Genomic DNA, 19,858 nt, shown 5'->3' with positions numbered 1-19,858 from the left:
ACGGCGCCGATACGGTCCGCCACCGAGGAAAGCGCTTTCCTCGCGACGCGAACGAAGGCATCGATCGGAGGTTCCCCGACGTGGCAAGGCAGAGACACAGACGCTGGCTGCTCAGTGCGGTCGTGCTGACCGTGGTGGCGGCGGTGACGACCGTCGCCGTGCGGTCCGCGGACGCGGCGACGATCGTGCAAGGCACCTGGTACAACCTGGTGAACGTCAACAGCGGCAAGGTCATGGAGGTCACGGGCGCGTCGACCGCGGACGGCGCCACGGTCACCCAGTACAGCAGCAACGGCTGCCAGTGCCAGCAGTTCCGGTTCGAGTCGGCCGGCACCGGCTGGTGGCGGATCATCGCGCGGCACAGCGGCAAGGCCGTCGACCTGTGGGAGTGGAACACCGCCGACGGCGCGGAGTACCGCCAGTGGCCGATCAGCAGCGGCAACAACCAGCAGTTCTCCGTGCAGAACATCGGCGACAACATCCAGCTCATCAACCGGCACAGCGGCAAGGCCCTCGAGGTCTGGGAGTGGTCGACCGCCAACGGCGCGCGGATCTCGCAGTTCACCGACCTCAACGGCGCCAACCAGCAGTGGCGCCTGGTGGTGGCGGGCACGACCACGCCCACAAATACCAACCCCAGCACGAGCTGGCCGACGAAGTCGGGCGACGCGAGCGTCAGCGGCACGATCAAGGTGTCGGGCACGCTCGACGGCGGGATGAAGCGGTACTGCTGCATCGGTGACGGCGGGCAGAGCGAGAGCCAGGACCCGATGTTCGAGCTGGCCAACGGTGCGACCATCAAGAACGTGATCATCGGCGCGCCGGCCGGTGACGGCATCCACTGCCTCGGCACGTGCACGATCCAGAACGTGTGGTGGGAGGACGTGGGCGAGGACGCCGCGACGTTCCTCGGCACGGGCGGCGGCACCAGTTACGTGATCGGCGGCGGCGCGAAGTCCGCGAGCGACAAGGTGTTCCAGCACAACGGCAACGGCACGGTCAACATCTCCGGCTTCTACGTCGAGAACGCCGGCAAGCTGTACCGCGCCTGCGGCAACTGCACGAACTCCTACCAGCGCAACGTCGTGGTGGACAACATCATCGCGAAGTCCACGAAGGTGATCGCCGGGATCAACATCAACTGGGGTGACACGGCCCGGTTCACCCGGATCACCGTCTACGGCTCGGCGACCATCTGCGACAAGTACAAGGGCGCCCCGAAGGGCAGCGAACCGACCCACGTCGGCTCCGGCGCGGACGGCGTCAACTGCTTCTACAGCGCGAGCGACATCACGTACCGCTGACCACCAACCGCACGACGACCCACTTCGACGTGGGGGTGCCGCTGACCGCAGCCTGCGAGTCCAGCGGCACCAGCGGGTTGGTCTCCGGGTAGTACGCGGCGACGCAGCCCTTCGGCGTGTCGTACGACACGAGCCGGAACCGCGCGGCGCGACGCTCGACGCCGTCCGAGAACTCCGACACGAGGTCGACCATGTCCCCGTCGGCGAAGCCGAGCTCGGCGAGGTCGAGCGCGTTGATGAACACGACCCGCCGCCCGGAGCGGATGCCACGGTACCGGTCGTCCAGGCCGTAGATGGTCGTGTTGAACTGGTCGTGGCTGCGGATCGTCTGCAGCACCAGCCGCCCCGGCGGCACCTCCAGCACGACCAGCGGGCTGACCGTGAACACGGCCTTGCCCTGCGGGGTCGGGAACGTGCGGGAGTCCCGCGGCCCGTGCGGCATCGTGAAGCCGCCGTCGGAGATACGGGCGTTGTAGTCGGCGCAGCCGGGCACCACGCGGGAGATGCGGTCGCGGATCCGGTCGTAGTCGACGGTGAACGACGCCCACGGGATGCCGTGCCGGTCCCCCAGGACGGCCGCCGCGAGACCGCACACGATGTCGACCTCCGAGCGCAGCAGCGGGCCCGCCGGCGCGGAGCGGCCCCGCGACGCGTGCACCTCCGACATCGAGTCCTCGACGGTGACCCGCTGCACCTTCCCGCCGGTCATGTCCTGCTCGGAGCGGCCGAGCGTCGGCAGGATCAGCGCCGTGCGGCCGGCGGCGACGTGGCTGCGGTTGAGCTTCGTGGACACCTGCACGGTGAGCGTCGCATCCCGCATGGCGGCGGTGGTGACGTCGGTGTCGGACATGGCGGCGACGAAGTTGCCGCCGAGCGCGACGAACACCTTGGCCCGCCGGTCCCGGAACGCCTTCACGGCGTCGACGGCGTCGTGACCGGGAAGGCGCGGCGGCGCGAAGCCGAACTCGGCGCCGAGCGCGTCGAGGAACCAGGCGGGCGGCTTCTCCCAGATGCCCATCGTGCGGTCGCCCTGCACGTTGGAGTGGCCGCGCACCGGGCACAGTCCGGCACCCGGCTTGCCGATGTTGCCCTGCAGCAGCGCGACGTTGACGAACTCCTTGATGGTGGCGACCGCGTTGTGGTGCTGGGTGATGCCCATCGCCCAGCAGTGCACGGTGCGCTTGGAGGCGGCCAGCATCGCCGCGGCGGTCTCGATCTGCGACCAGGTCAGGCCGGTCGCGGCGAGCACCGCGGCGCGGTCCACGGCGCGCGCGTGGCGCTCCCATTCGTCGAAGCCGGTGGTGTACCGGTCGACGAAGTCACGGTCGACCGCTCCGGGCGCCTGCAGGAGCAGGTGGCCGATGGCCTGCCACAGCGCCAGGTCGCCGTTGGAGCGGATCTGCAGCAGCTCGTCGGCGAGCCCGGTGCCACGGCCGGCGAGCCCGCGCGCCTTCTGCGGGTTGTCGAAGCGCAGCAGCCCCGCCTCCGGCAGCGGGTTGATCGCCAGGATCCTCGCGCCGTTGCGCTTGGCGGTCTCCAGCGCGGTGAGCATCCGCGGGTGGTTGGTGCCGGGGTTCTGCCCCGACACGACGATGAGCTCGGCCTCGTGCAGGTCCTGCAGCGACACCGAGCCCTTGCCGATGCCGATCGTGGCGGCCAGCCCGGCCGACGTCGACTCGTGGCACATGTTGGAGCAGTCGGGCAGGTTGTTGGTGCCATACGCGCGGGCGAAGAGCTGGTAGAGGAACGCCGCCTCGTTGCTGGCCCGGCCGGACGTGTAGAACACCGCCTCGTCGGGACCGTCGAGGGCGTTGAGGTGGGTGGCGACGAGCGCGAACGCCTCGTCCCAGGAGATCGGCTCGTAGTGGGTGCCGCCGTCGCGGCGGACCATCGGGTGGATGAGCCGGCCCTGCGCCTCCAGCCAGTGGTCGGTGCGCCCGGCGAGGTCCTCCAGGGAGTGCGCGGCGAAGAACGCGGGCTCGACGGTCTCCCGCACGCCCTCCCACGAGATGGCCTTCGCCCCGTTCTCGCAGAACTCGGCGGTGTGCCGCTTGCCCTGGGGGTCGGGCCACGCACAGCTCATGCAGTCGACGCCGTCGACCTGGTTGAGCGCGAGCAGGTTGCGGGTCGCCTTGACGATCCCCATCCGCCGCACCGCGTTGGTGACGCTGAGCCGCACCGCGGGCAGCCCTGCCGCGTGGTCGGCGGGCGGCCCGACCCGCAGCCGTTCCTCGGCTTCGTCGATCGGCATCGCGGCGGCTCCAGCGGTAGATGAGACCCACCGAGCGTAGCCCGTCCCCGGCGCCGCTGTCAGACGCGGAACTGGCCGACCAGGGCGTGCAGCTCGCGGCTCATCGCCGACAGCTCCTCCGCGGCGCTGCGGGTCTCCTCGACCCCGCTGGTGGTGATGCGGGCCGCGTCGGAGATGGTGGCGATGTTCGCGGCGATGTCGGCCGAGCCGGCCGCGGCCCGGGAGATGTTGCGGCCGATCTCGGTCGTGGTGGCGTTCTGCTGCTCGACGGCCGCCGCGATGGTGTTCTGGTAGTCGCCGAGCCGCCCGGTGATCTCGACGATCTGGGTGATCGCCTCGGTCGCGGCCATCGTGTCGGCCTGGATGCTCTGCACCTTCGACGCGATGTCGCTGGTCGCCCGGCCGGTCTCCTGGGCGAGGTCCTTCACCTCGGTGGCCACGACGGCGAAGCCCTTGCCGGCCTCGCCGGCCCGGGCCGCCTCGATGGTCGCGTTGAGCGCCAGCAGGTTGGTCTGCGCCGCGATGTCGTTGATGACCGTGACGACGTTGCCGATCTGCTGGCTCGACCCGCTCAGCCGGCCGATCAGGTCGTGCGCCGACTGGGTCAGCTCGGTGGTCTGCCCGCCGATGCGGGCCGCGTCGGCGGCGGTGCCGGCGATCTCCTGGATCGAGGCGCTCATGTGCTCCGCGCCGGTCGCGACGGTGCGGACGTTGTCGGACACCTCGTCGGCCGACGCCACGATCAGCCCTGACCGGGTCGACGTCTGCTGGGCGCTGGTCATGATCCGGGTCGAGGTGTCGCTGAGCCGCTCGCTGGCGACCGCGACCGTGGACGCCGACCCGCTGATCGCCCGTACCGTCGCGGCGATCTTCTCGACGAACGTGTTGAACTCGCGGCTCACGGTGGTGAACTCGTCGTTGCCGCTGACCGCCAGCCGGTGGGTCAGGTCGCCCTCACCCTCGGCGATGTCCGACAGGCGCTCGTGCAGGGCCCGCAGCGGCCGCAGGATCGAGACCGACAGCGCCAGCGCCATGGCGACCGCCAGCACGAGCGCGACGCTGCCCACGACGTTGGCCAGCCTGCCGGTGCTGCTCGCCGTCGACCGGGCGGCCTTGTCGGCGGCGGCCGACCGCTGCTTGGCGCCGGCGAGCAGCTCGTCGACCGGGCCGCTGATGCGGGCGTACACCTCCAGGCCCTCGCCGACGACGAGGTCGTTGGCCGCTTTGACCTGTGCCGGGGTCCCCGCCCGGTACGCCGCGATGACCCGGTCGTCGAGGGCCTTGAAGTCGTCGAACGCCTGGCGGATCGCCCGCACGGCGGCCTGGTCGGCGGCCGGCAGCGGCAGGCTCGCCATCGTGCCCAGCTCGGTGCTGAAGTCCCGCATCGCCTGCAGGAACGCCGCCCGCGTGTCGGCCGTGTCGTCGGTGCTGCCGGGCTCGCCGCGCTCGACGTCGAACGCGTAGCCGACCTGCCAGCCGGAGATGTCGGTGATGCGGAACTTCAGCTGCTCGGCCGCGTCGAGCTGGGCCTGGGCGGCGGACAGGTGCCCGGCCGTGTCGCGGGTGCCGTGGGAGGCCGAGACCGCCGCGATCCAGATGGCCACCACGCACAGCGCGATGACGAGAAAGCCGATCACCAGCCGCGTGACCACCCGCGTCCGCCGCAGCGCGTCCATGTCTGCCACCCCTCGCCGACCGTTCTCGCGAAGCTCGCACCCCACCGATCGGCGCAACCGTCCCGCTCCTGAGAAATCCCGCGGCGCGCAAAGCCGTCAGGAGCCGTCAAGCGGCGAAGATCCGGGCGTAGATGGCGTCGATGACGTCGTTCTTCGCCAGGCTGTAGTCGCCGGGCCGGTCCACGGTCTCGCCGGCCAGGCGCCGCTTCGTGCCGGCGTACAGGTCCCGGTCCGATGGGTGCTCGCGTAGCCAGTCGCGGAAGAGCAGGTGACGGATCGGCTCCGGGGCGCCCGGCGGCCACACGTGCAGGTGCACGTCGTCGGCCGCGCTGACCAGCATGCGGTGCCCGTGCCACCACGGCTCGCGCAGCACGAGCCGGTAGCCGAGCGGGGCCAGGACGGGCACGAACGACGACTCGTCGTCGCTGTCGGGCACGGTGAGGTCCACGTCGATGACCGGCTTCGCGGGCAGGCCGGGGACGGCCGTGGAGCCGACGTGCTCGACGGCCAGCACGAGGTCGCCGAGCGCCCCGGTCAGGGCGGCGCGGGTCGTCTCGTACCGCAGCGGCCACGACGGGTCGTAGTCGTCGACGACAACGGCGGACCAGCGGCGGGGCGGGTCGCCGACCAACCCCGCCGCCAGCTGCTCCGGCGTGCCGTGAAACCGCTCGGTGATGCTCTTCGGATACCTGGCCATCGTTACCTCCTGTAACAGCAAAGTCGGCCAGGATACGACACCTATGCCGGCAGCGGTGTCCCGCTGAGGTCGGCGAGGTGCGCCAGCAGCGCCTCCAGCAGCGCCGCGTCGAGGTGGGCGTCGCCCGGCCGCCAGTCGCGGTCGCTGACGTACCGGCCGGTGACCAGCACCTCCGGGTCGGTGCCGACGGCGAGCCGCACCTGCGCCCGCGCGGCGTCCGCGGGGTCCGTCGGGGCGCTGTCGCCGCCCATCTTGGTGCGCACCCAGCCCGGGTCGAGGGCGTTGCTGAGCGTCGCCGGCCAGCGCCGGGCGATCGCGACGGCCAGCATCAGGTCGAGCAGCTTGGACGTGGAGTAGGCCACGAACCCGTCCCAGGGGCGCCGGTCGTACTGCAGGTCGGCCAGGTCCACGACACCGTCCGCGGCCATCGCCGACGACACGAACACCAGCCGCTCCGGCCGCGGCAGCAGCGCCGTCAGCAGGTACGGGGCGAGCACGTTCACCTGGAACATCGACTCCAGGCCGTCGCCGGTGACCTCCCGCTCGCTGCTCTCCAGCCGGGCGATCCCGGCGTTGTGCACGACGGCGTCGAGGTGACCGTACCCCGACAGCGACGCGGCCAGGGCCCGGGTGTCGTCGAGCGAGCGCAGGTCGCCGACGACGACCGCGGCCGCGCCGGGCAGCGCGGCCTTCGCGGCGGCGGCGCGCTCCTCGTTGCGGGCGTGCAGGATCACCCGGTGCCCGCCGTCGACGAGCTGGGTCGCGGTGTGCAGGCCGATGCCGTCGGCCGATCCAGTGACAAGAATGGTGCGCAAAGTTGAGTCCCTTCCATCGTGTGCCGCACCACGATGGAACGCCCCGATTGCAGCGCAATTGCAGCTGACTTGCCCCGGTGCGCCGCGTCGCGAACGCACCGGGGCAAGCGGTGCCCGTGGGCTGTCGCCGGCGGTTTCCTAGACCGGGTTCAGACTGGGTTCCAGCCGTCGGTGCCGGCCAGGTACTTCTGCGGGGTGTAGTTCGCCGCGGCCGAGTCGCTCAGCTGCGGGCGGTTGCTGTTCGTGCCGGCGCCGGCACCGGTGTTGCGGTACTCCAGGAACCGCGCGTTCTTCCACGAGTTGCCGGACATGTCGGTCCACGGCTGCGCGGTCTTCATCGTCGCGCTGAGGTTCGACTCGCGGTAGAGCACCTGCGCGGCCGGGCCCCACGGCCGGCCGAGCTGCGTCACGTTGTTCGCGGCGCCGGTGATGGTGCACCTGTAGATGAGGATGCCGTAGGTCTTGGCCGCGTCGGTGTTCGCCGCGGTGATCGGCCCGCCGCTGCTGCGCTTCTCGTGGATGGTGCTCGCGTTGAACACCGCGGTCGCGCCGCCGAAGATGAAGTCGACGGTGCCCTCGACGTAGGAGTTCACGTAGTACTGGCGGGAGTTGTTGACCAGCAGCGTGTCCTGGTTGCCGAGGAACCGCACGTTGTCGAACACCGACCGGTCGGCGTTGACGTTCGCCGCGACCGCCTGGCTGCCTTCGCCGTAGTCGTTGGACATGGTCAGGTTCGTCGCGACGAAGTCGTGGCCGTTGACGAAGACCGTGGCGCTGCCGCTCGTACCGTAGCCGCCGGCGCTGCTGTGGTTGTTGACGATGACCGTCGCCGACGCCGACGAACCCAGCCCCTGCAGGGTGACGAAGGGCTTGTTCGACGGGATCGTGACGATCTCGCGGTAGGTGCCGGCCTTGATGGTGATGACCCGGCGGGTGGTGTTGTTCGCCGGCACCGCGTCGACTGCCGCCTGCACGGTCGTGTACTGCCCGGTCCCGTCCTTGGCGACGGTGGCGGGGCCGGTGCCGCCGACGGCGTTGAAGGCCCACTGCTTGTTGCTGTTGGCGGTGCACGTCTCCTGGATCACCGCGGCGCCCGACGCGGTGCTGGCGTCCTTGTCGCTGACGCACAGGCCGCTGTTCACGTTGATGATCTGGAAGGTGCCGGTGCCGGACGCGACCAGCCGCCACTGCTGGTTGGCCTGGCTCGCCACGCACGTGTACTGCTGCAGCTGCACACCCGAGGCCGTCGACCAGCCCGGCACGTCGACGCACTTGCCGCTGCTCACGTTCACCAGCTGGTAGTCCGAGCCCGCGGCGGTGAGCCTGAACTGCTGCCAGGCCGCGCCGCTCGTGCAGCCCCACTGCTGCAGCAGCGCGCCGTTCGCCGTCGACGCCGACGGCACGTCGACGCACATGCCGCTCTTCCTGACCGCCAGCTGATAGGTGCCGCCCGTGGGTGGCAGGGTCGCCGCGTCGGACGGCGGCGCCGACACCCCGGTCACCACGGCGGGCACGACGACGGCGAGCGCGGCGTAGAGCAGATGTCGCCTCGACCAACTCGATCTGGACATGAACCAGGTCCCTTCCGGTCACGCTGAGCTACGAACCGCCGGGGCGGTCCGGCGGGCACCCAGGTAGATGCGAAGGCAGGGCCGGGCATAACAGGAATCGGGAAGGAAGGCCCGCTACTCGTACAGCGCGGACACCCACAGGTGGGTCAGCGTGTCGACCAGGACCGTCCGGTCGTCGAACGGCGGCACGCCGCATGCCGCCAGGTAGTACAGCCGCTCGCCGGTCCAGGTCAGCGAGGCGGCGAGCGCGCGCACGTCGATGCCCTCCAGCCGGGCCGCGACGGCGGGGTCGGACCGGACGTCGGCCTCGATCCGGGTGGCCGCGACGTCGGTGTACGACGCCATCTGCTCCAGCCACAGCTCGCGCAGCTGCGGGTCGGACGCCCAGCTCTCCACGATCGCGCGCAGGACGGCGGCGTTGGCGAGCCACAGCCCGGCGCCGGCGTCGACGCCGGCGCGCAGGGTCTCGCGCGGGCCCGCCGCCGCCTCCGACCACGGCCGCGCCGCCTCGTGGCCGGCGCCGACCGCGCGGCGCACCAGCTCGGCCAGCACGGCCTGCTTGCCGGCGAAGTAGAAGTAGAAGCTCGCCCGGGAGACCCCCGCGGCGGTGATGATCTCGGCCACGCTGAGCGTGTCGAAGGTGCGCTCCCGCAGGAGTCCGTGCAGCCCGTCGAGGATGCGTTCGCGCAGCTCGGCGCCGCTCTGCTGGGGTCCGTCACGTCGCGCTGCCACGTGCGGCAGCATACCGCATGACATGTCTGGACAGCGTGACCAGACACTATGTATGGTCGCCGCATGAGGTACACGACTTTCGGGCGCACCGGCCTGCGGGTGTCCGAGCTGGTGCTCGGCGCGATGACATTCGGCGAGCAGGGTGGGGTCGGCGCACCGGTCGAGGAGTGCCGGCGCATCCTGGACGCCTACGCCGACGCCGGCGGCAACACCGTCGACACCGCCGTCAACTACCGCGGTGGCGCCAGCGAGGAGATCCTGGGCGAGCTCCTCGCCGGGCGGCGCGACAGGTTCGTGGTGGCGACGAAGTACACCGTCACGCGCGACGCGACCGACCCCAACGGCGGCGGCAACCATCGCAAGAACCTCAGGCTGTCGCTGGAGACCAGCCTGCGCCGCCTGCGCACCGACCACGTCGACGTCTACTGGGTGCACATCTGGGACCGGCACACGCCGATCGAGGAGACCATGCGGGCGCTCGACGACGCGGTCACCGCCGGCAAGGTGCTCTATGTCGGCGTGTCGGACACCCCCGCCTGGGTGGTGTCCCGGGCGAACACCCTGGCCGAGTGGCGCGGCTGGACCCCGTTCGCCGGCCTGCAGGTCCCGTACAGCCTGGTCAACCGCGACGCCGAGCGGGAGCTCCTGCCGATGGCCGACGCCTACGGCCTCACCGTGACCGCCTGGAGCCCGCTCGGCGGCGGCGTGCTGTCCGGCAAGTACAACGCCGGCGCACCCGCCACCAGGAGCCGCCTGAGCCGGGACGCGATCAGCGACCGCGACCTCGGCGTCGCCCAGGCCGTCGGAGCGGTCGCCGGCGAGCTGGGCGTCACGCCGGCACAGGTGGCCCTCGCCTGGACCCGCCGGCGCGACGGCGTGCTGCCCATCGTCGGCGCCCGGACCGTCGAGCAGCTGCGCGACAACCTGGGCTGCACCGAGGTCACGCTGCCGCCCGAGCTGGTCACGCGCCTGGAGGCGGCGACCGGGTTCACCCCCGGCTTCCCGGCCGACTTCATCGACCAGACCCGCTCGTGGGTGCTCGGCGCCGCCGCCGTCTGACCCACCGCGCACGTCAGCAGTTGCGGCTGGTCCGGTTCTGGGGCGGGGAGACCGGGCCGGCCGTGCGGAGGGGCCCGGTGCCGGCGCTGCCGTCGCTGGTGATGCCCGAGGGAACGCCGTCGAAGACGGACTCGACCTTGTCGGCGTTGCCGCGGGTATGGCGGGGGTCCCGGGTGTCGTCGTGCTGCTCGTAGTGCAGGTGCTCGATGCTGGTGGAGCCGGTCTTGCCGACGTGGCCGAGCAGCCGGCCCCGCGGCACCACCTGGCCCTGCTTCACCTCCGGCCAGGTCTGCAGGTGACCGTACGAGGTGAACCAGCCGCCGCCGTGGTTGATGATCACGCCGAAGCCGAGGCCGCCGCGGGTGCCGACGGTGCCGGGCGCGGCCGGCGCGCCGCCCTCGAGGGTCGCCTGCCAGCCGGCCCAGGCGACGGTGCCGTCGGCCGAGGCGAGGACCGCCCGGCCGCCGCTGGGGCCGCCGTTGTAGAAGAAGTCGATGTCGTAGTCGTCGTGGCCCGCATACGTGGTCAGGCTCCACGACTCCCCGCATGGGAACGGCAGCTGAAACGCGGGCCGCGGGCCCGGCTTCTGCGGGTGCCCCTCGGCGCGCCGCGCCAGCGTCACCCAGGACACGATCACGCAGGCGACGATGACGCCCAGCACCGTCAGCCGATAGATCCCCCGCGCGCTCACCGGCACCCAATCTACCCGTTCGCCGCAACGGGGTGTCCCGGGACAACGCGTGAAACGTACACGGTTTGTCCCACCCGGGCGTGACCGCGCCGTCCGCGTCCGTACCAGCGCAAACACCGCCGCCGCGAAGGCCGCCGCGGGGCTCGTGCGCGTTGACAGCCGTCGACGGCCGAACCTAGTGTCCGGCCCGCCCAGCTCCCATCGATGTCTCGAGGTAGGCCATGAGGAGAAGACTCAGCGTTCTCGGCGGCGCGCTGCTGCTCGCCGTCACCGCGTCGGTGGTGATGTTCATGCAGCCCGCGTCCGCCGCGGTCGGCCTGCACATCAGCGGCCGCAACATCGTGGAGGCCAACGGCCAGAACCTGATCATGCGCGGGGTCAACCACCCGCACGTGTGGTACACCGGCCAGACGTCCTCGTTCGCGGCCATCAAGGCCGCCGGCGCCAACACGATCCGGGTGGTGCTGGGCACCGGCAAGCGCTGGGGCCCCTCCAACGACGTGCCCGCCGTCATCAGCCTGTGCAAGCAGAACAAGCTGATCTGCGTCCTCGAGGTCCACGACACCACCGGCTACGGCGAGGAGGGCGCGGCCGCGTCGCTGGACGAGGCCGCCAACTACTGGATCAGCCAGAAGGCGAACCTGGTCGGCCAGGAGAACTACGTCGTCATCAACATCGGCAACGAGCCGATCGGCAACACCAACCCCGCGCAGTGGACCGCCGCCACCGCCGCCGCGATCCAGAAGCTGCGCAGCAACGGCTTCGAGCACCTCATCATGGTCGACGCCCCGAACTGGGGCCAGGACTGGCAGAACGTCATGCGTGACACGGGCCAGACCGTGCTGGACGCGGACACCAAGCACAACACGGTGCTGTCGATCCACATGTACGCCGTGTACGCCAACGCCGCCACGATCGTCGCCTACTTCGACGCGTTCAAGAACAAGGGCTGGCCGCTCGTCGTCGGCGAGTTCGGCTGGAAGTTCAACTCCGGCGAGGTCGACCACGAGACGATCCTGTCCGAGGCGCAGGCCCGCGGGCTGGGCTGGATCGCCTGGTCGTGGAGCGGCAACAGCGACCCGATCCTCGACATGACGGTCAACTTCAACCCGGCGCAGCTGACCACGTTCGGCGACCGGATCGTCAACGGCGCCAACGGCCTGAAGGCGACCTCCCGCGAGGCGTCGATCTACAGTGGACAGACCACGTCACCGTCCGCGTCGGTCTCCCCGTCGGGGTCGCGAAGCCCGTCCGCGTCGCCGTCGGCGTCGCGCAGCCCGTCCTCCTCGCCCCCACCGCCCGGCGGCAAGACCTGCACCGCCACCTACGCGATCGTCGGCCAGTGGCCCGGCGGGTTCCAGGCCGAGGTGAAGGTCACCGCCGGCGGCTCGGCGATCTCCGGATGGACGGTCGGCTGGTCGTACGCCAACGGCCAGACCGTCACGAACGGCTGGAGCGCGACGATCACGAGCTCCGGCGCGGCCGTGACCGCCCGCAACGTCAGCTACAACGGCTCCGTCGGCGCCGGCGCGAGCACGTCGTTCGGCTTCCTCGGCACCTGGAACGGCACGAACGCCGTCCCGTCCCCGCTCACCTGCACGGCCAGCTGACCTGTTTCGTTCACCCGCCGGCCGGACCTTCCTGGTCCGGCCGGCGTTCTCATGCGCTGAGCATCTTCTGGACGGCCTGGCGGGTGACACCCATCTCGCGGGCGATGTCGTCCTGGGAGTGTCCGTTTCTGATCAGCCGCTGGAGGATCTCGCGACGCTCTGCGTCCTGCTGCCACCACGGCCGGCCCCGGACAGCACGGCCGGCCAGGCGCGTGACCGGGTGACCACCCGCGGCGCTTGACGGGCAGAGGCGCCGTCCGTGCCCAATACTGACGGAATGGCGAATCCGGATCTTGACCCCGAGGAGTACCCGCCGATCGACCCTCGGGAACCCGTGCCCGACGACCCAGGTGAGCTGCTGCCTGGGAGGCCCGGCGGGCTGCCGGAGGCCCCGGCGGAGCCGATGCCCGGCGACGACGAGGGCGGCGCCGACCCCGGTGGCGTGCGCGAACCCGCGTAAGGGCCGGCGTGACCGGGAACACGGCTGAGCGGATCACCCGCCAGTGGGACGTACTCTCGACCGGTGAGCATCGCAACGGCCGTCACCCTCGGCAACCGCTTCGCCCGTGAGCTGCCCGAGATGGCGGTGCCGTGGCAGGCCGAGCAGTTCCCCGAGCCGCGGCTGCTCGTGCTCGACGAGGCCCTGGCCGCCGACCTGGGCCTCGACCCGGCGTGGCTGCGCTCACCCGACGGCGTCCGGCTGCTGGTCGGCGCGACCGTGCCCGACGGCGCCACGCCCGTCGCGCAGGCCTACGCCGGGCACCAGTTCGGCGGGTTCAACCCGCGGCTCGGCGACGGCCGGGCGCTGCTGCTGGGCGAGATCGACGCCGGCGGGCGGCTCCGCGACCTGCACCTGAAGGGCTCTGGCAGGACCCCGTTCGCCCGCGGCGGCGACGGGCTCGCCGTGGTCGGGCCGATGCTGCGCGAGCACGTGGTCAGCGGGGCCATGCACGCGCTCGGCATCCCCACGACCCGCTCGCTCGCCGTCACCGCGACCGGCCGCCCCGTCCGCCGGGAGGCGATGCTGCCCGGTGCCGTCCTCGCCCGGGTGGCGGCCAGTCACCTGCGGGTGGGCAGCTTCCAGTACGCCACCGTCACCGGCGACACCGGCCTGCTGCGGCGCCTCGCCGACCACGCGATCGCCCGCCATCACCCGGCCGCGGCCGGCGCCGAGCAGCCCTACCTCGCGCTGTTCGAGGCGGTCGTCGCGGCACAGGCCGACCTCGTCGCACGGTGGATGCTCGTCGGGTTCGTGCACGGCGTCATGAACACCGACAACATGACGATCTCCGGCGAGACCATCGACTACGGGCCGTGCGCGTTCATGGACGCCTACGACCCGGCGACGGTCTACAGCTCGATCGACCACGGCGGCCGGTACGCCTACGGCAACCAGCCGGTCGTCGCGGAGTGGAACCTCGCCCGGCTCGCCGAGGCGATGCTGCCGCTGTTCGACGAGGTGCAGGACCGCGCCGTCGAGCTGGCCGTGGCCGCCCTCGGGGAATTCCGCCGCCGGCACGACGCCGCCTGGTCCGCCGGCATGCGCGCCAAGCTCGGCCTGCCGGCGGGACTCGCCGACGACGTGGCCGCGCCGCTGGTCGAGGACCTGCTCACGCTGCTGCAGACCAAGGGCGTCGACTACACGTCGGCCTTCCGCGCCCTCGCCGTGGCCGCCCGCGGCGACGCCGGCCGGTTCCGCGGCCTCCTGCCCGACCCCCTCGCCGGCGCGTGGCTGGCGCGGTGGCAGGCGCTCGCCCCCGACGCCGACGCCATGGACCGCGTCAACCCGGTCTACATCCCCCGCAACCACCTCGTCGAGGCGGCGCTGGCCGCCGCGACCGGCGGGGACCTGGCGCCGCTCACCGAGCTCGTCGACGTCCTCGCCGACCCGTACACCGAGCGGCCCGGCCTGGAGCGCTACGCCGCTCCCGCGCCCGAGGGCTTCGGCGCCTCGTTCCAGACCTTCTGCGGTACCTGAGCCCTACCGGGCGTGCCAGTCGGCCCGGTGCTCGGCGAGGACGTCGGCGCCGAAGTCCGAGTCGGGGCGGCGCAGCACGGTGTGGGCGTGGTTGAGGTCGTCGGCGGTGTTGTCGTATTCGATGAGCAGGTCGGGGCCCTGCACGCGGTAGTAGTGCCGGCCGGTGCGCCCGGTCGCGCCCTCCCATGCGAACGACAGCCGGTCCCGGTCCATGGCCGGCGCGACGTCCTCCGGCAGCCGGTCCAGGTACACGGCGACGAGCTCGTCCAGCAGCAGCCGCGCCGGATCGGGCAGCTCGACCGCCGGGACGCCTTCCGGCACCGGCGGGACCGCCGCCCGCGGTCCACTGTGGATGTCCGACGGCGCCGCCGGCCGCAGCACGACGCGCGGCAGGAGATCCCGCGGGACCGCGTCCAGCACCGCCCAGCCGAGCTCCTCCTCCGGCGCGAGCGGCCGCACCACGGGCCGGCCGCGATACCAGGTGCCGAGCGGGTTCGCACCGAGGAACACCGGCGCCGGCGAGACCGTGTCGCCGTCGAGCGTCATCGTCACCGACAGGTGATGCCCCTCGAACCGCCAGCCCCAGCGCCCGGCGACGTCCGGCGTGCCGAACACGACGATCGTGTAGTCGTTGCTGTGCCGGCCACGCCGGTAGCCTTCCTCGCGGTCGAGCACCTCCTCGAGCGCGAGGATCACGGTCGCCTGCGCGAACGCGTGCGGGCGCAGCCCCGTGGCGAGCAGCCGGTGCGCCGCCTTGCGCCCCTCCGGGTCCAGCGCGCCAAGGCTCACGCCTGGCCGTGGCCGCGGCCGGTACTCGATCCAGCGCCGGTGCGCGTCGTCCTCGAACGGCAGCCCCGCCGTCGGTGCGAGTGCCAGGAGCGCGGCCGCCTCGGCCCTCATCGCCGCAGCTGTCGTCATGCTCCCGTTGTACCAGCCGCCATCCGCCACGACCTGCGGTGGTGGACACTCAGCCCGTGCGCCGCGACCCCGTCGACGTGCTCGGCCGCGCCCCCGTACCCCGCGTTGCGCTCCCACCCGTACTGCGGGAACTCGGCCGAGAGCGCCGCCATGTACAGGTCCCGGTGCGACTTCGCCAGGATCGACGCCGCCGCGACGACCGCGCACCGCGCGTCGCCCTTCACCTCGGTGCGCACCGGCGGGATGCTGCGCTCCGGGCAGAACAGCGTCTCCTCCATCGGGTCGCTGAGGTAGTCGTGCGCCCCGTCGAGAATGATCACGTCGGGGTGCTCCGGCAGCGCCGCGAGGGCCCGCCACCCCGCCTTCCGCAGTGCCGCCGTCACCCCGAGCTCGTCGACCTCCTCGGCGCTGGCCTCCCCCACCGCCCAGTGCCGCACCCACTCCCGCACGACGGGCACCATCCGCTCCCGCTGCGCCTCCGACAGGAACTTCGAGTCGGCCAGCCCCTCCGGCACGGGCGGGCAGTCCCCGGCGACCACCGCGATCCCGACGGCGATCGGCCCGGCCCACGCCCCACGCCCGACCTCGTCCATCCCGGCGACCGCCAGGTGCCCGCGCCCCCACAGCTCGCCCTCCACGTCGAGGGTCGGGGTCACCCTGCGGGTCACTCGTGCGGCCACGGCGCGGCTCCTCGTACGACGGCGATCGGGTGCCCCAGTCAACCAGACGCCACCGAGCCCGCCCCGCTCAGGACGAGACGCCGGACGGGCCGGAGCCGCGGCTCGGTGGTGCCACACGCAGCCCTTCGAGCTCGCCGGGCCGCCACACCACCGGCTCGACGACCACGCCGGTCAGCGCCGCCCACGCCCCGACGTCCGTGGCGACCCGCGCACTGCCGGCGGGACGTGCCTCGTCCTCGTACCACTCCTGCATCGCCCTCCCGGTCGCCTCCCGCCAGCCGATCCACAGGTACGGGTCCCGGCCGCGCCGCTCCTCGATCATCTTCTGCACCTGCCGGGCCGTCAGGTCACGGACGACCGCACCGCGCTCGTCGCCGTCGCCGCGCTCGACGGCGGGCAGCCAGATCAGCACCCGGCGGTGGCCGCCGTGGTCCCCGATCCGGTAGGTCCAGACGGCGCCGTCGGCGCCTGCCCGCACCGCCGCGACCCGCTCCGCCCGCGACTGCTCCTCCCGTTCCCGCTCCTCCCGCGCCCAGCGCTCCCGCCACGCCGCGATGTGGTCGGTGAGGTCGCCGGCCTCGTCCCGGAAGGCGCGGTAGGCCGCCCGCACCTCGACCTCCAGTGCCGCCTTCCGCACCTCGTAGTCCCGGTGCAACCGGTCGCGGCGGAGTTCCCACCACACTCCCTGCCAGGCCTGGTCCGGCCGGTGCAGCTGCCGCCGCGCCGCGCGGTCCCGCTCCTCCACCGACCTCAGGGCCGCGAGCGCCGCCTCCGTCGCCGCCCGCCACCGCGCCGCGTCCCCCGCCGGCGCCGGGACCCGCCCGTCGTCGGAGCCGGACGGCCGGTTCCCGGGGCTGACGCAGTAGAGCTGCCCGGCCGCCTCGATCTCGGCGTCGTGCAGGTGCAGCACGTACGTCCCGACCGCCATCCTCAGTGTCCGATACCAGACGTCGACGTCCATCGACCCATTCTCGCGGAAGGGCATCGATCGGGGCGAGCGGGTGCCGGTCCCCGCCCGGCTACCTGAGCAGCCCCTCGCCGATCCAGCCGCCGGGAGCGCAGCCGGGCGGGACGGCGAAGACCGCGGACCCGATCGGGGTGATCCACTCGTTCATCAGGTCGGCCTCGGCGAGCCTGCGCTGGATGGGGACGAACTGCTCGCCGACGTCGCGCTGGAACGAGGCGAAGACGAGCCCGCTGTCGGCGGTGCCGTCCGGGGCGGGCGGCTCGTCGTAGTTGTACGCGCGGCGGAAGATCCGCAGCCGGTCCGAGCCCACCTGGGCGCGGGCGATGTGCGAGAGCTCCGGGATGACCGGGCGCCCGTGCGCGTCCTTCGCGGTGAGGTCCGGCTCGTCCAGCTCGTGCCGCCCGGTGAGCGGCGCACCGTCGGACAGCCGCCGGCCGACGGCGGACTCCTTGCCGGCGGTGCCGGTGGCGTCCCACGCCTCCAGCTCCGCGCGGATCCGGCGCACCACCACCGTCGTCCCGCCGTGCAGCCAGGCCGGTCCGGCGTCGGTCCAGACCGCGCCCGCGAAGGCCGGGGTGCCCGGAGCCGGGTTGCCGGTGCCGTCGAGCTGGCCGAGGACGTTGCGCTGGGTCACCCCGTCGCCCTGCATGCCGCGACCGCGGCGGAACCCGCGCTGCACCCATCGTACGGTGGCAAACGACCGCGCGTCCTTCACCAGCATGCGCTGCGCGTGGGCGACGGTCAGCGGGTCGTCGGCGCAGAGCTGCAGCAGCACGTCGCCGCCGCTCCACCGCTCCTGCAGCCGGTCGATGCCGAACGCGGGCAGCTGCTCCAGCGACGCCGGCCGCCGCCCGGCGAGGCCGGCGACGTCGAACAGCCGCGGCCCGAACCCGAACGTGACGGTCAGCCGGGACGGCAGGTGCGCCAGCTCCGGCTGGCCGTCCGCGAGCGGCGCGCGGCCCTGGGTCAGCCGCGCCGCGGCGTCGGTGAGCACCAGCATCATCCGGCGCAGCGCCGCCCGGTCCACGCCCTCGGCGAGATCGAGCGCGACGAACGCGGCGTGCGCCTGCGCCGGCGTCTCCACACCCGCCTGGTGCGCGCCGTAGAACGGCACCATCAGCCCGCCCAGCTCCGCGGCCGGCGCGGGCGCCGGGCCGGGCCCGTCGCCGGTGCTGCCGCGCACGGCCGCCACGCCGGCGGCGACCACCCCTCCCGCGGCCAGCGCGCCACCGGCCAGCAGGGCACGCCTGCTGAGCGGCCCTCCGGCCGGCTCCGCCGGACGGTCGCCCGGTGTGGGCCGCTCCATCACCGGGCGGTGCAGGTGACGCCGTTGCCGGCGACGGTGCGGGAGCCGCTGGGGCCGGGCTGCGGCTGGGTGACGCCGTTGGTGACGTTGTCCTTGACGATGCGGGACAGGTCGATGCTGCGGGCGACCTTGAACGCGGTGGCGTCGTCGGGCTCGCACAGGAACCGCTGGTACTGGCCGACCTGCCCCCAGTCGACGTCGGCGACGGCGAGGGCGCCGGGCCGGCCGGGCGGCGCGTCCGACAGCTGCACGGTCGGCCCGGCACCGGACGCCGGCTTCCAGTCCTCGATGGTGACCTTCCGGCCCAGCTGCGGCGACTGGTACCCGCCGGTCATCGTGCGCTGGTAGCCGAGCTTGCCGAGCTCGGCGACGACTGGGTCGGCCGAGCCTGCGCCACCGGTGCCGGTGCCGGTGCCGGTGCCGGTGCCGGTGCCGGTGCCGGTGGGCGCCGCCGTGTTCCCCGCGGGCGACCGGCCGGCGGCAGCGTCGGGGAAGTGCACCTCAGTGCCGTAGACGGACCGCATCGCCGCCGCGGCGAGGCGCAGGAACGCCGGGCGACGCTCCGCCGGGACGTCGAGCCCGGCCTGGTGGCCGCCGGTGTCGGAGAGCCAGACGACGAGGTACGTGCTGCCCCGCTCGACGATGAGCGTCCCGGTCTCGGCCTGGCCGGTGCTGGTCTTGTCGACGCAGCGCACGCCCCCGCCCGCGGTGCACCGCTGGGGTTCGGGCGCCGCCGCGTACAGCTGCTCGAACGTGGCCGCGTGCGCGCCGCCCGCGACGCCGACGGAGACCCGCCTGCCGTCGGCGGCGGTCCACACCGCGACGCCGAGCATGCCCGCCGTGGAGTCCGCCGCGCAGGGCTGGTGCCCGGCGGGCGCCCCGCCGAGCACCTCGTCGGGCTGGAGCCGCTCGATCGGGCCGCACACGTCCTGCGGCGCGCCCGCCTCGGACCGTCCGCCCGTCGGGTCGTCGGCGCATCCGGCCGACACGGCGAGCAGCACGGCGGTGGCGATCGTCGCGAGTCGCTTCAGGGCGGGCTCCTTCGTGGTCACAGTTGATCTGTAACCAGCCGGCCCGATCCTGGTCAATACCCGTGGCGGCGATTCCACCGGCCCGCCGACACCCACCTGCCCGATCGTCGCGCGCCACCGGCCCGTTCGAGCGCGGACCGCCCGCGTCCGGCCCGGGCAGCCAAGTCCCGCCGGACGGACCTCCGTCGAGCCCGCACGGCGGCCCGGTGTCAGCCGGTGCGGCGGGAACGGGTGCGGCGCAGGGCCAGCCCGCCGAGGCCAGCGGCGGTCAGGCCGAGGACGATGGCGACGACGCCGCCGGCCAGGCCGTTGCCGGTGCCCACGCCGCCGTCGGCGGTCGCGACGACGACGGTGCCGAGGACCACCGCGAACGCGCCCAGGACGGGCGCGGCGAAGGTCCAGCGCAGCAGGTTGCCGGGGTCATCGGCGCGCGAGGTGCGGTTCAGGGTCGCGGCGCCGATGGCGATGCCGAGCAGGGCGATCACGCCGGCCAGGATCGCCGTGCCACGGCCGGCGCTCATCATGGCCACGGTGGCCGCCGTTGGGTCGACGGAAGCGAGCATTGGAGGGCT

At 72.9% G+C, this 19,858-nt stretch carries 19 protein-coding genes; 5 read left to right on the top strand and 14 right to left on the bottom strand.

Annotation, left to right across the window (positions count from 1 at the left end; genetic code table 11):
- The first annotated feature begins 80 nt into the window (after nt 1–80).
- A complete protein-coding gene (locus ABD332_RS50830; RefSeq protein WP_344512723.1) occupies nt 81–1,304 on the top strand; it encodes a pectate lyase in 1,224 nt (407 codons plus the stop codon).
- Here the strand turns inward: ABD332_RS50830 and ABD332_RS50825 are convergent.
- The 6 genes from ABD332_RS50825 to ABD332_RS50800 all read right to left on the bottom strand — a co-directional run bounded on the left by ABD332_RS50825 (nt 1,291) and on the right by ABD332_RS50800 (nt 9,046).
- Nucleotides 1,291–3,555, bottom strand: a complete 2,265-nt coding sequence (locus ABD332_RS50825) for an FdhF/YdeP family oxidoreductase (protein WP_344512721.1) — start codon at nt 3,553–3,555, stop codon at nt 1,291–1,293. The two genes, ABD332_RS50830 and ABD332_RS50825, sit on opposite strands and share 14 nt — an antisense overlap.
- Nucleotides 3,556–3,614: 59 nt before the next feature.
- Entirely contained in the window at nt 3,615–5,231 is a 1,617-nt protein-coding gene (locus tag ABD332_RS50820) for a methyl-accepting chemotaxis protein (RefSeq protein WP_344512719.1), read from the bottom strand.
- 106 nt (nt 5,232–5,337) lie between these two features.
- Entirely contained in the window at nt 5,338–5,928 is a 591-nt protein-coding gene (locus ABD332_RS50815; protein WP_344512717.1) for a GrpB family protein, read from the bottom strand.
- Between the two features lie 41 nt (nt 5,929–5,969).
- Complete coding sequence (locus ABD332_RS50810) at nt 5,970–6,743, bottom strand: SDR family NAD(P)-dependent oxidoreductase (RefSeq protein ID WP_344512715.1); 774 nt, start codon at nt 6,741–6,743, stop codon at nt 5,970–5,972.
- A gap of 149 nt (nt 6,744–6,892) precedes the next feature.
- Nucleotides 6,893–8,314 carry a pectinesterase family protein gene (locus ABD332_RS50805; RefSeq protein ID WP_344512713.1) on the bottom strand — a complete coding sequence of 474 codons (1,422 nt, stop codon included), beginning with the start codon at nt 8,312–8,314 and terminating at the stop codon, nt 6,893–6,895.
- 114 nt (nt 8,315–8,428) lie between these two features.
- A complete protein-coding gene (locus ABD332_RS50800; RefSeq protein WP_344512711.1) occupies nt 8,429–9,046 on the bottom strand; it encodes a TetR/AcrR family transcriptional regulator in 618 nt (205 codons plus the stop codon).
- Between the two features lie 63 nt (nt 9,047–9,109).
- Between ABD332_RS50800 and ABD332_RS50795 the strand changes: the two genes are divergently transcribed.
- The gene (locus ABD332_RS50795; protein ID WP_344512710.1) at nt 9,110–10,105 is read left to right on the top strand and encodes an aldo/keto reductase; all 996 of its coding nucleotides are present in this window, start codon (nt 9,110–9,112) and stop codon (nt 10,103–10,105) included.
- Nucleotides 10,106–10,118: 13 nt separating this feature from the next.
- On the opposite strand, the gene ABD332_RS50790 is transcribed toward ABD332_RS50795, so the two are convergent.
- A complete protein-coding gene (locus ABD332_RS50790) occupies nt 10,119–10,796 on the bottom strand; it encodes a peptidoglycan DD-metalloendopeptidase family protein (RefSeq protein ID WP_344512708.1) in 678 nt (225 codons plus the stop codon).
- Between the two features lie 221 nt (nt 10,797–11,017).
- Here ABD332_RS50790 and ABD332_RS50785 point away from each other — a divergent pair, with 221 nt between their 5' ends.
- Entirely contained in the window at nt 11,018–12,406 is a 1,389-nt protein-coding gene (locus ABD332_RS50785) for a cellulase family glycosylhydrolase (protein WP_344512706.1), read from the top strand.
- A gap of 49 nt (nt 12,407–12,455) precedes the next feature.
- Here ABD332_RS50785 and ABD332_RS60290 read toward each other — a convergent pair whose 3' ends face one another.
- Nucleotides 12,456–12,554, bottom strand: a complete 99-nt coding sequence (locus tag ABD332_RS60290; protein WP_425552416.1) for a helix-turn-helix domain-containing protein — start codon at nt 12,552–12,554, stop codon at nt 12,456–12,458.
- Between the two features lie 129 nt (nt 12,555–12,683).
- Here ABD332_RS60290 and ABD332_RS50780 point away from each other — a divergent pair, with 129 nt between their 5' ends.
- Together ABD332_RS50780 and ABD332_RS50775 are read left to right on the top strand one after the other, a co-directional pair.
- Entirely contained in the window at nt 12,684–12,866 is a 183-nt protein-coding gene (locus ABD332_RS50780; protein ID WP_344512704.1) for a hypothetical protein, read from the top strand.
- A gap of 63 nt (nt 12,867–12,929) precedes the next feature.
- On the top strand, nt 12,930–14,384 hold the full coding sequence (locus ABD332_RS50775; RefSeq protein ID WP_344512702.1) for a protein adenylyltransferase SelO: 1,455 nt from the start codon (nt 12,930–12,932) through the stop codon (nt 14,382–14,384).
- A gap of 3 nt (nt 14,385–14,387) precedes the next feature.
- Here ABD332_RS50775 and ABD332_RS50770 read toward each other — a convergent pair whose 3' ends face one another.
- From ABD332_RS50770 to ABD332_RS50745, 6 genes are all read right to left on the bottom strand, one after another.
- Nucleotides 14,388–15,302, bottom strand: a complete 915-nt coding sequence (locus ABD332_RS50770) for a DUF3500 domain-containing protein (protein WP_425552415.1) — start codon at nt 15,300–15,302, stop codon at nt 14,388–14,390.
- Nucleotides 15,299–15,982: a ribonuclease HII gene (locus tag ABD332_RS50765; protein WP_344512700.1), complete on the bottom strand. Its 684-nt coding sequence runs from the start codon at nt 15,980–15,982 to the stop codon at nt 15,299–15,301. Before ABD332_RS50765 ends, ABD332_RS50770 begins: the two co-directional genes overlap by 4 nt.
- Before the next feature lie 67 nt (nt 15,983–16,049).
- On the bottom strand, nt 16,050–16,943 hold the full coding sequence (locus tag ABD332_RS50760; protein ID WP_344512699.1) for a hypothetical protein: 894 nt from the start codon (nt 16,941–16,943) through the stop codon (nt 16,050–16,052).
- Between the two features lie 58 nt (nt 16,944–17,001).
- A complete protein-coding gene (locus tag ABD332_RS50755; RefSeq protein WP_344512698.1) occupies nt 17,002–18,255 on the bottom strand; it encodes a Dyp-type peroxidase in 1,254 nt (417 codons plus the stop codon).
- Complete coding sequence (locus ABD332_RS50750) at nt 18,255–19,307, bottom strand: hypothetical protein (RefSeq protein ID WP_344512696.1); 1,053 nt, start codon at nt 19,305–19,307, stop codon at nt 18,255–18,257. The genes ABD332_RS50755 and ABD332_RS50750 overlap by 1 nt, the downstream gene beginning before the upstream one ends.
- A gap of 188 nt (nt 19,308–19,495) precedes the next feature.
- Complete coding sequence (locus ABD332_RS50745; protein WP_344512694.1) at nt 19,496–19,849, bottom strand: DUF6223 family protein; 354 nt, start codon at nt 19,847–19,849, stop codon at nt 19,496–19,498.
- Between the last annotated feature and the right edge of the window lie 9 nt (nt 19,850–19,858).

Origin of the sequence: Dactylosporangium maewongense, from assembly GCF_039531485.1 — a bacterium.
Classification (GTDB): Bacteria; Actinomycetota; Actinomycetes; order Mycobacteriales; family Micromonosporaceae; genus Dactylosporangium; species Dactylosporangium maewongense.
The sequence above is the reverse complement of the archived record's forward strand: the minus strand, read 5'-3'. Positions and strand labels throughout refer to the sequence as shown.

Excerpts from the sequence above, each read along its gene's own strand:
- ABD332_RS50825 (WP_344512721.1), bottom strand. The coding sequence starts at position 3,555 with ATGCCGATCGACGAAGCCGAGGAACGGCTGCGGGTCGGGCCGCCCGCC.
- ABD332_RS50745 (WP_344512694.1), bottom strand. The coding sequence starts at position 19,849 with ATGCTCGCTTCCGTCGACCCAACGGCGGCCACCGTGGCCATGATGAGC.
- ABD332_RS50760 (WP_344512699.1), bottom strand. The coding sequence starts at position 16,943 with ATGGACGTCGACGTCTGGTATCGGACACTGAGGATGGCGGTCGGGACG.
- ABD332_RS50785 (WP_344512706.1), top strand. The coding sequence starts at position 11,018 with ATGAGGAGAAGACTCAGCGTTCTCGGCGGCGCGCTGCTGCTCGCCGTC.
- ABD332_RS50795 (WP_344512710.1), top strand. The coding sequence starts at position 9,110 with ATGAGGTACACGACTTTCGGGCGCACCGGCCTGCGGGTGTCCGAGCTG.
- ABD332_RS50815 (WP_344512717.1), bottom strand. The coding sequence starts at position 5,928 with ATGGCCAGGTATCCGAAGAGCATCACCGAGCGGTTTCACGGCACGCCG.
- ABD332_RS50770 (WP_425552415.1), bottom strand. The coding sequence starts at position 15,302 with ATGACGACAGCTGCGGCGATGAGGGCCGAGGCGGCCGCGCTCCTGGCA.
- ABD332_RS50780 (WP_344512704.1), top strand. The coding sequence starts at position 12,684 with ATGGCGAATCCGGATCTTGACCCCGAGGAGTACCCGCCGATCGACCCT.
- ABD332_RS50805 (WP_344512713.1), bottom strand. The coding sequence starts at position 8,314 with ATGTCCAGATCGAGTTGGTCGAGGCGACATCTGCTCTACGCCGCGCTC.
- ABD332_RS50820 (WP_344512719.1), bottom strand. The coding sequence starts at position 5,231 with ATGGACGCGCTGCGGCGGACGCGGGTGGTCACGCGGCTGGTGATCGGC.
- ABD332_RS50755 (WP_344512698.1), bottom strand. The coding sequence starts at position 18,255 with ATGGAGCGGCCCACACCGGGCGACCGTCCGGCGGAGCCGGCCGGAGGG.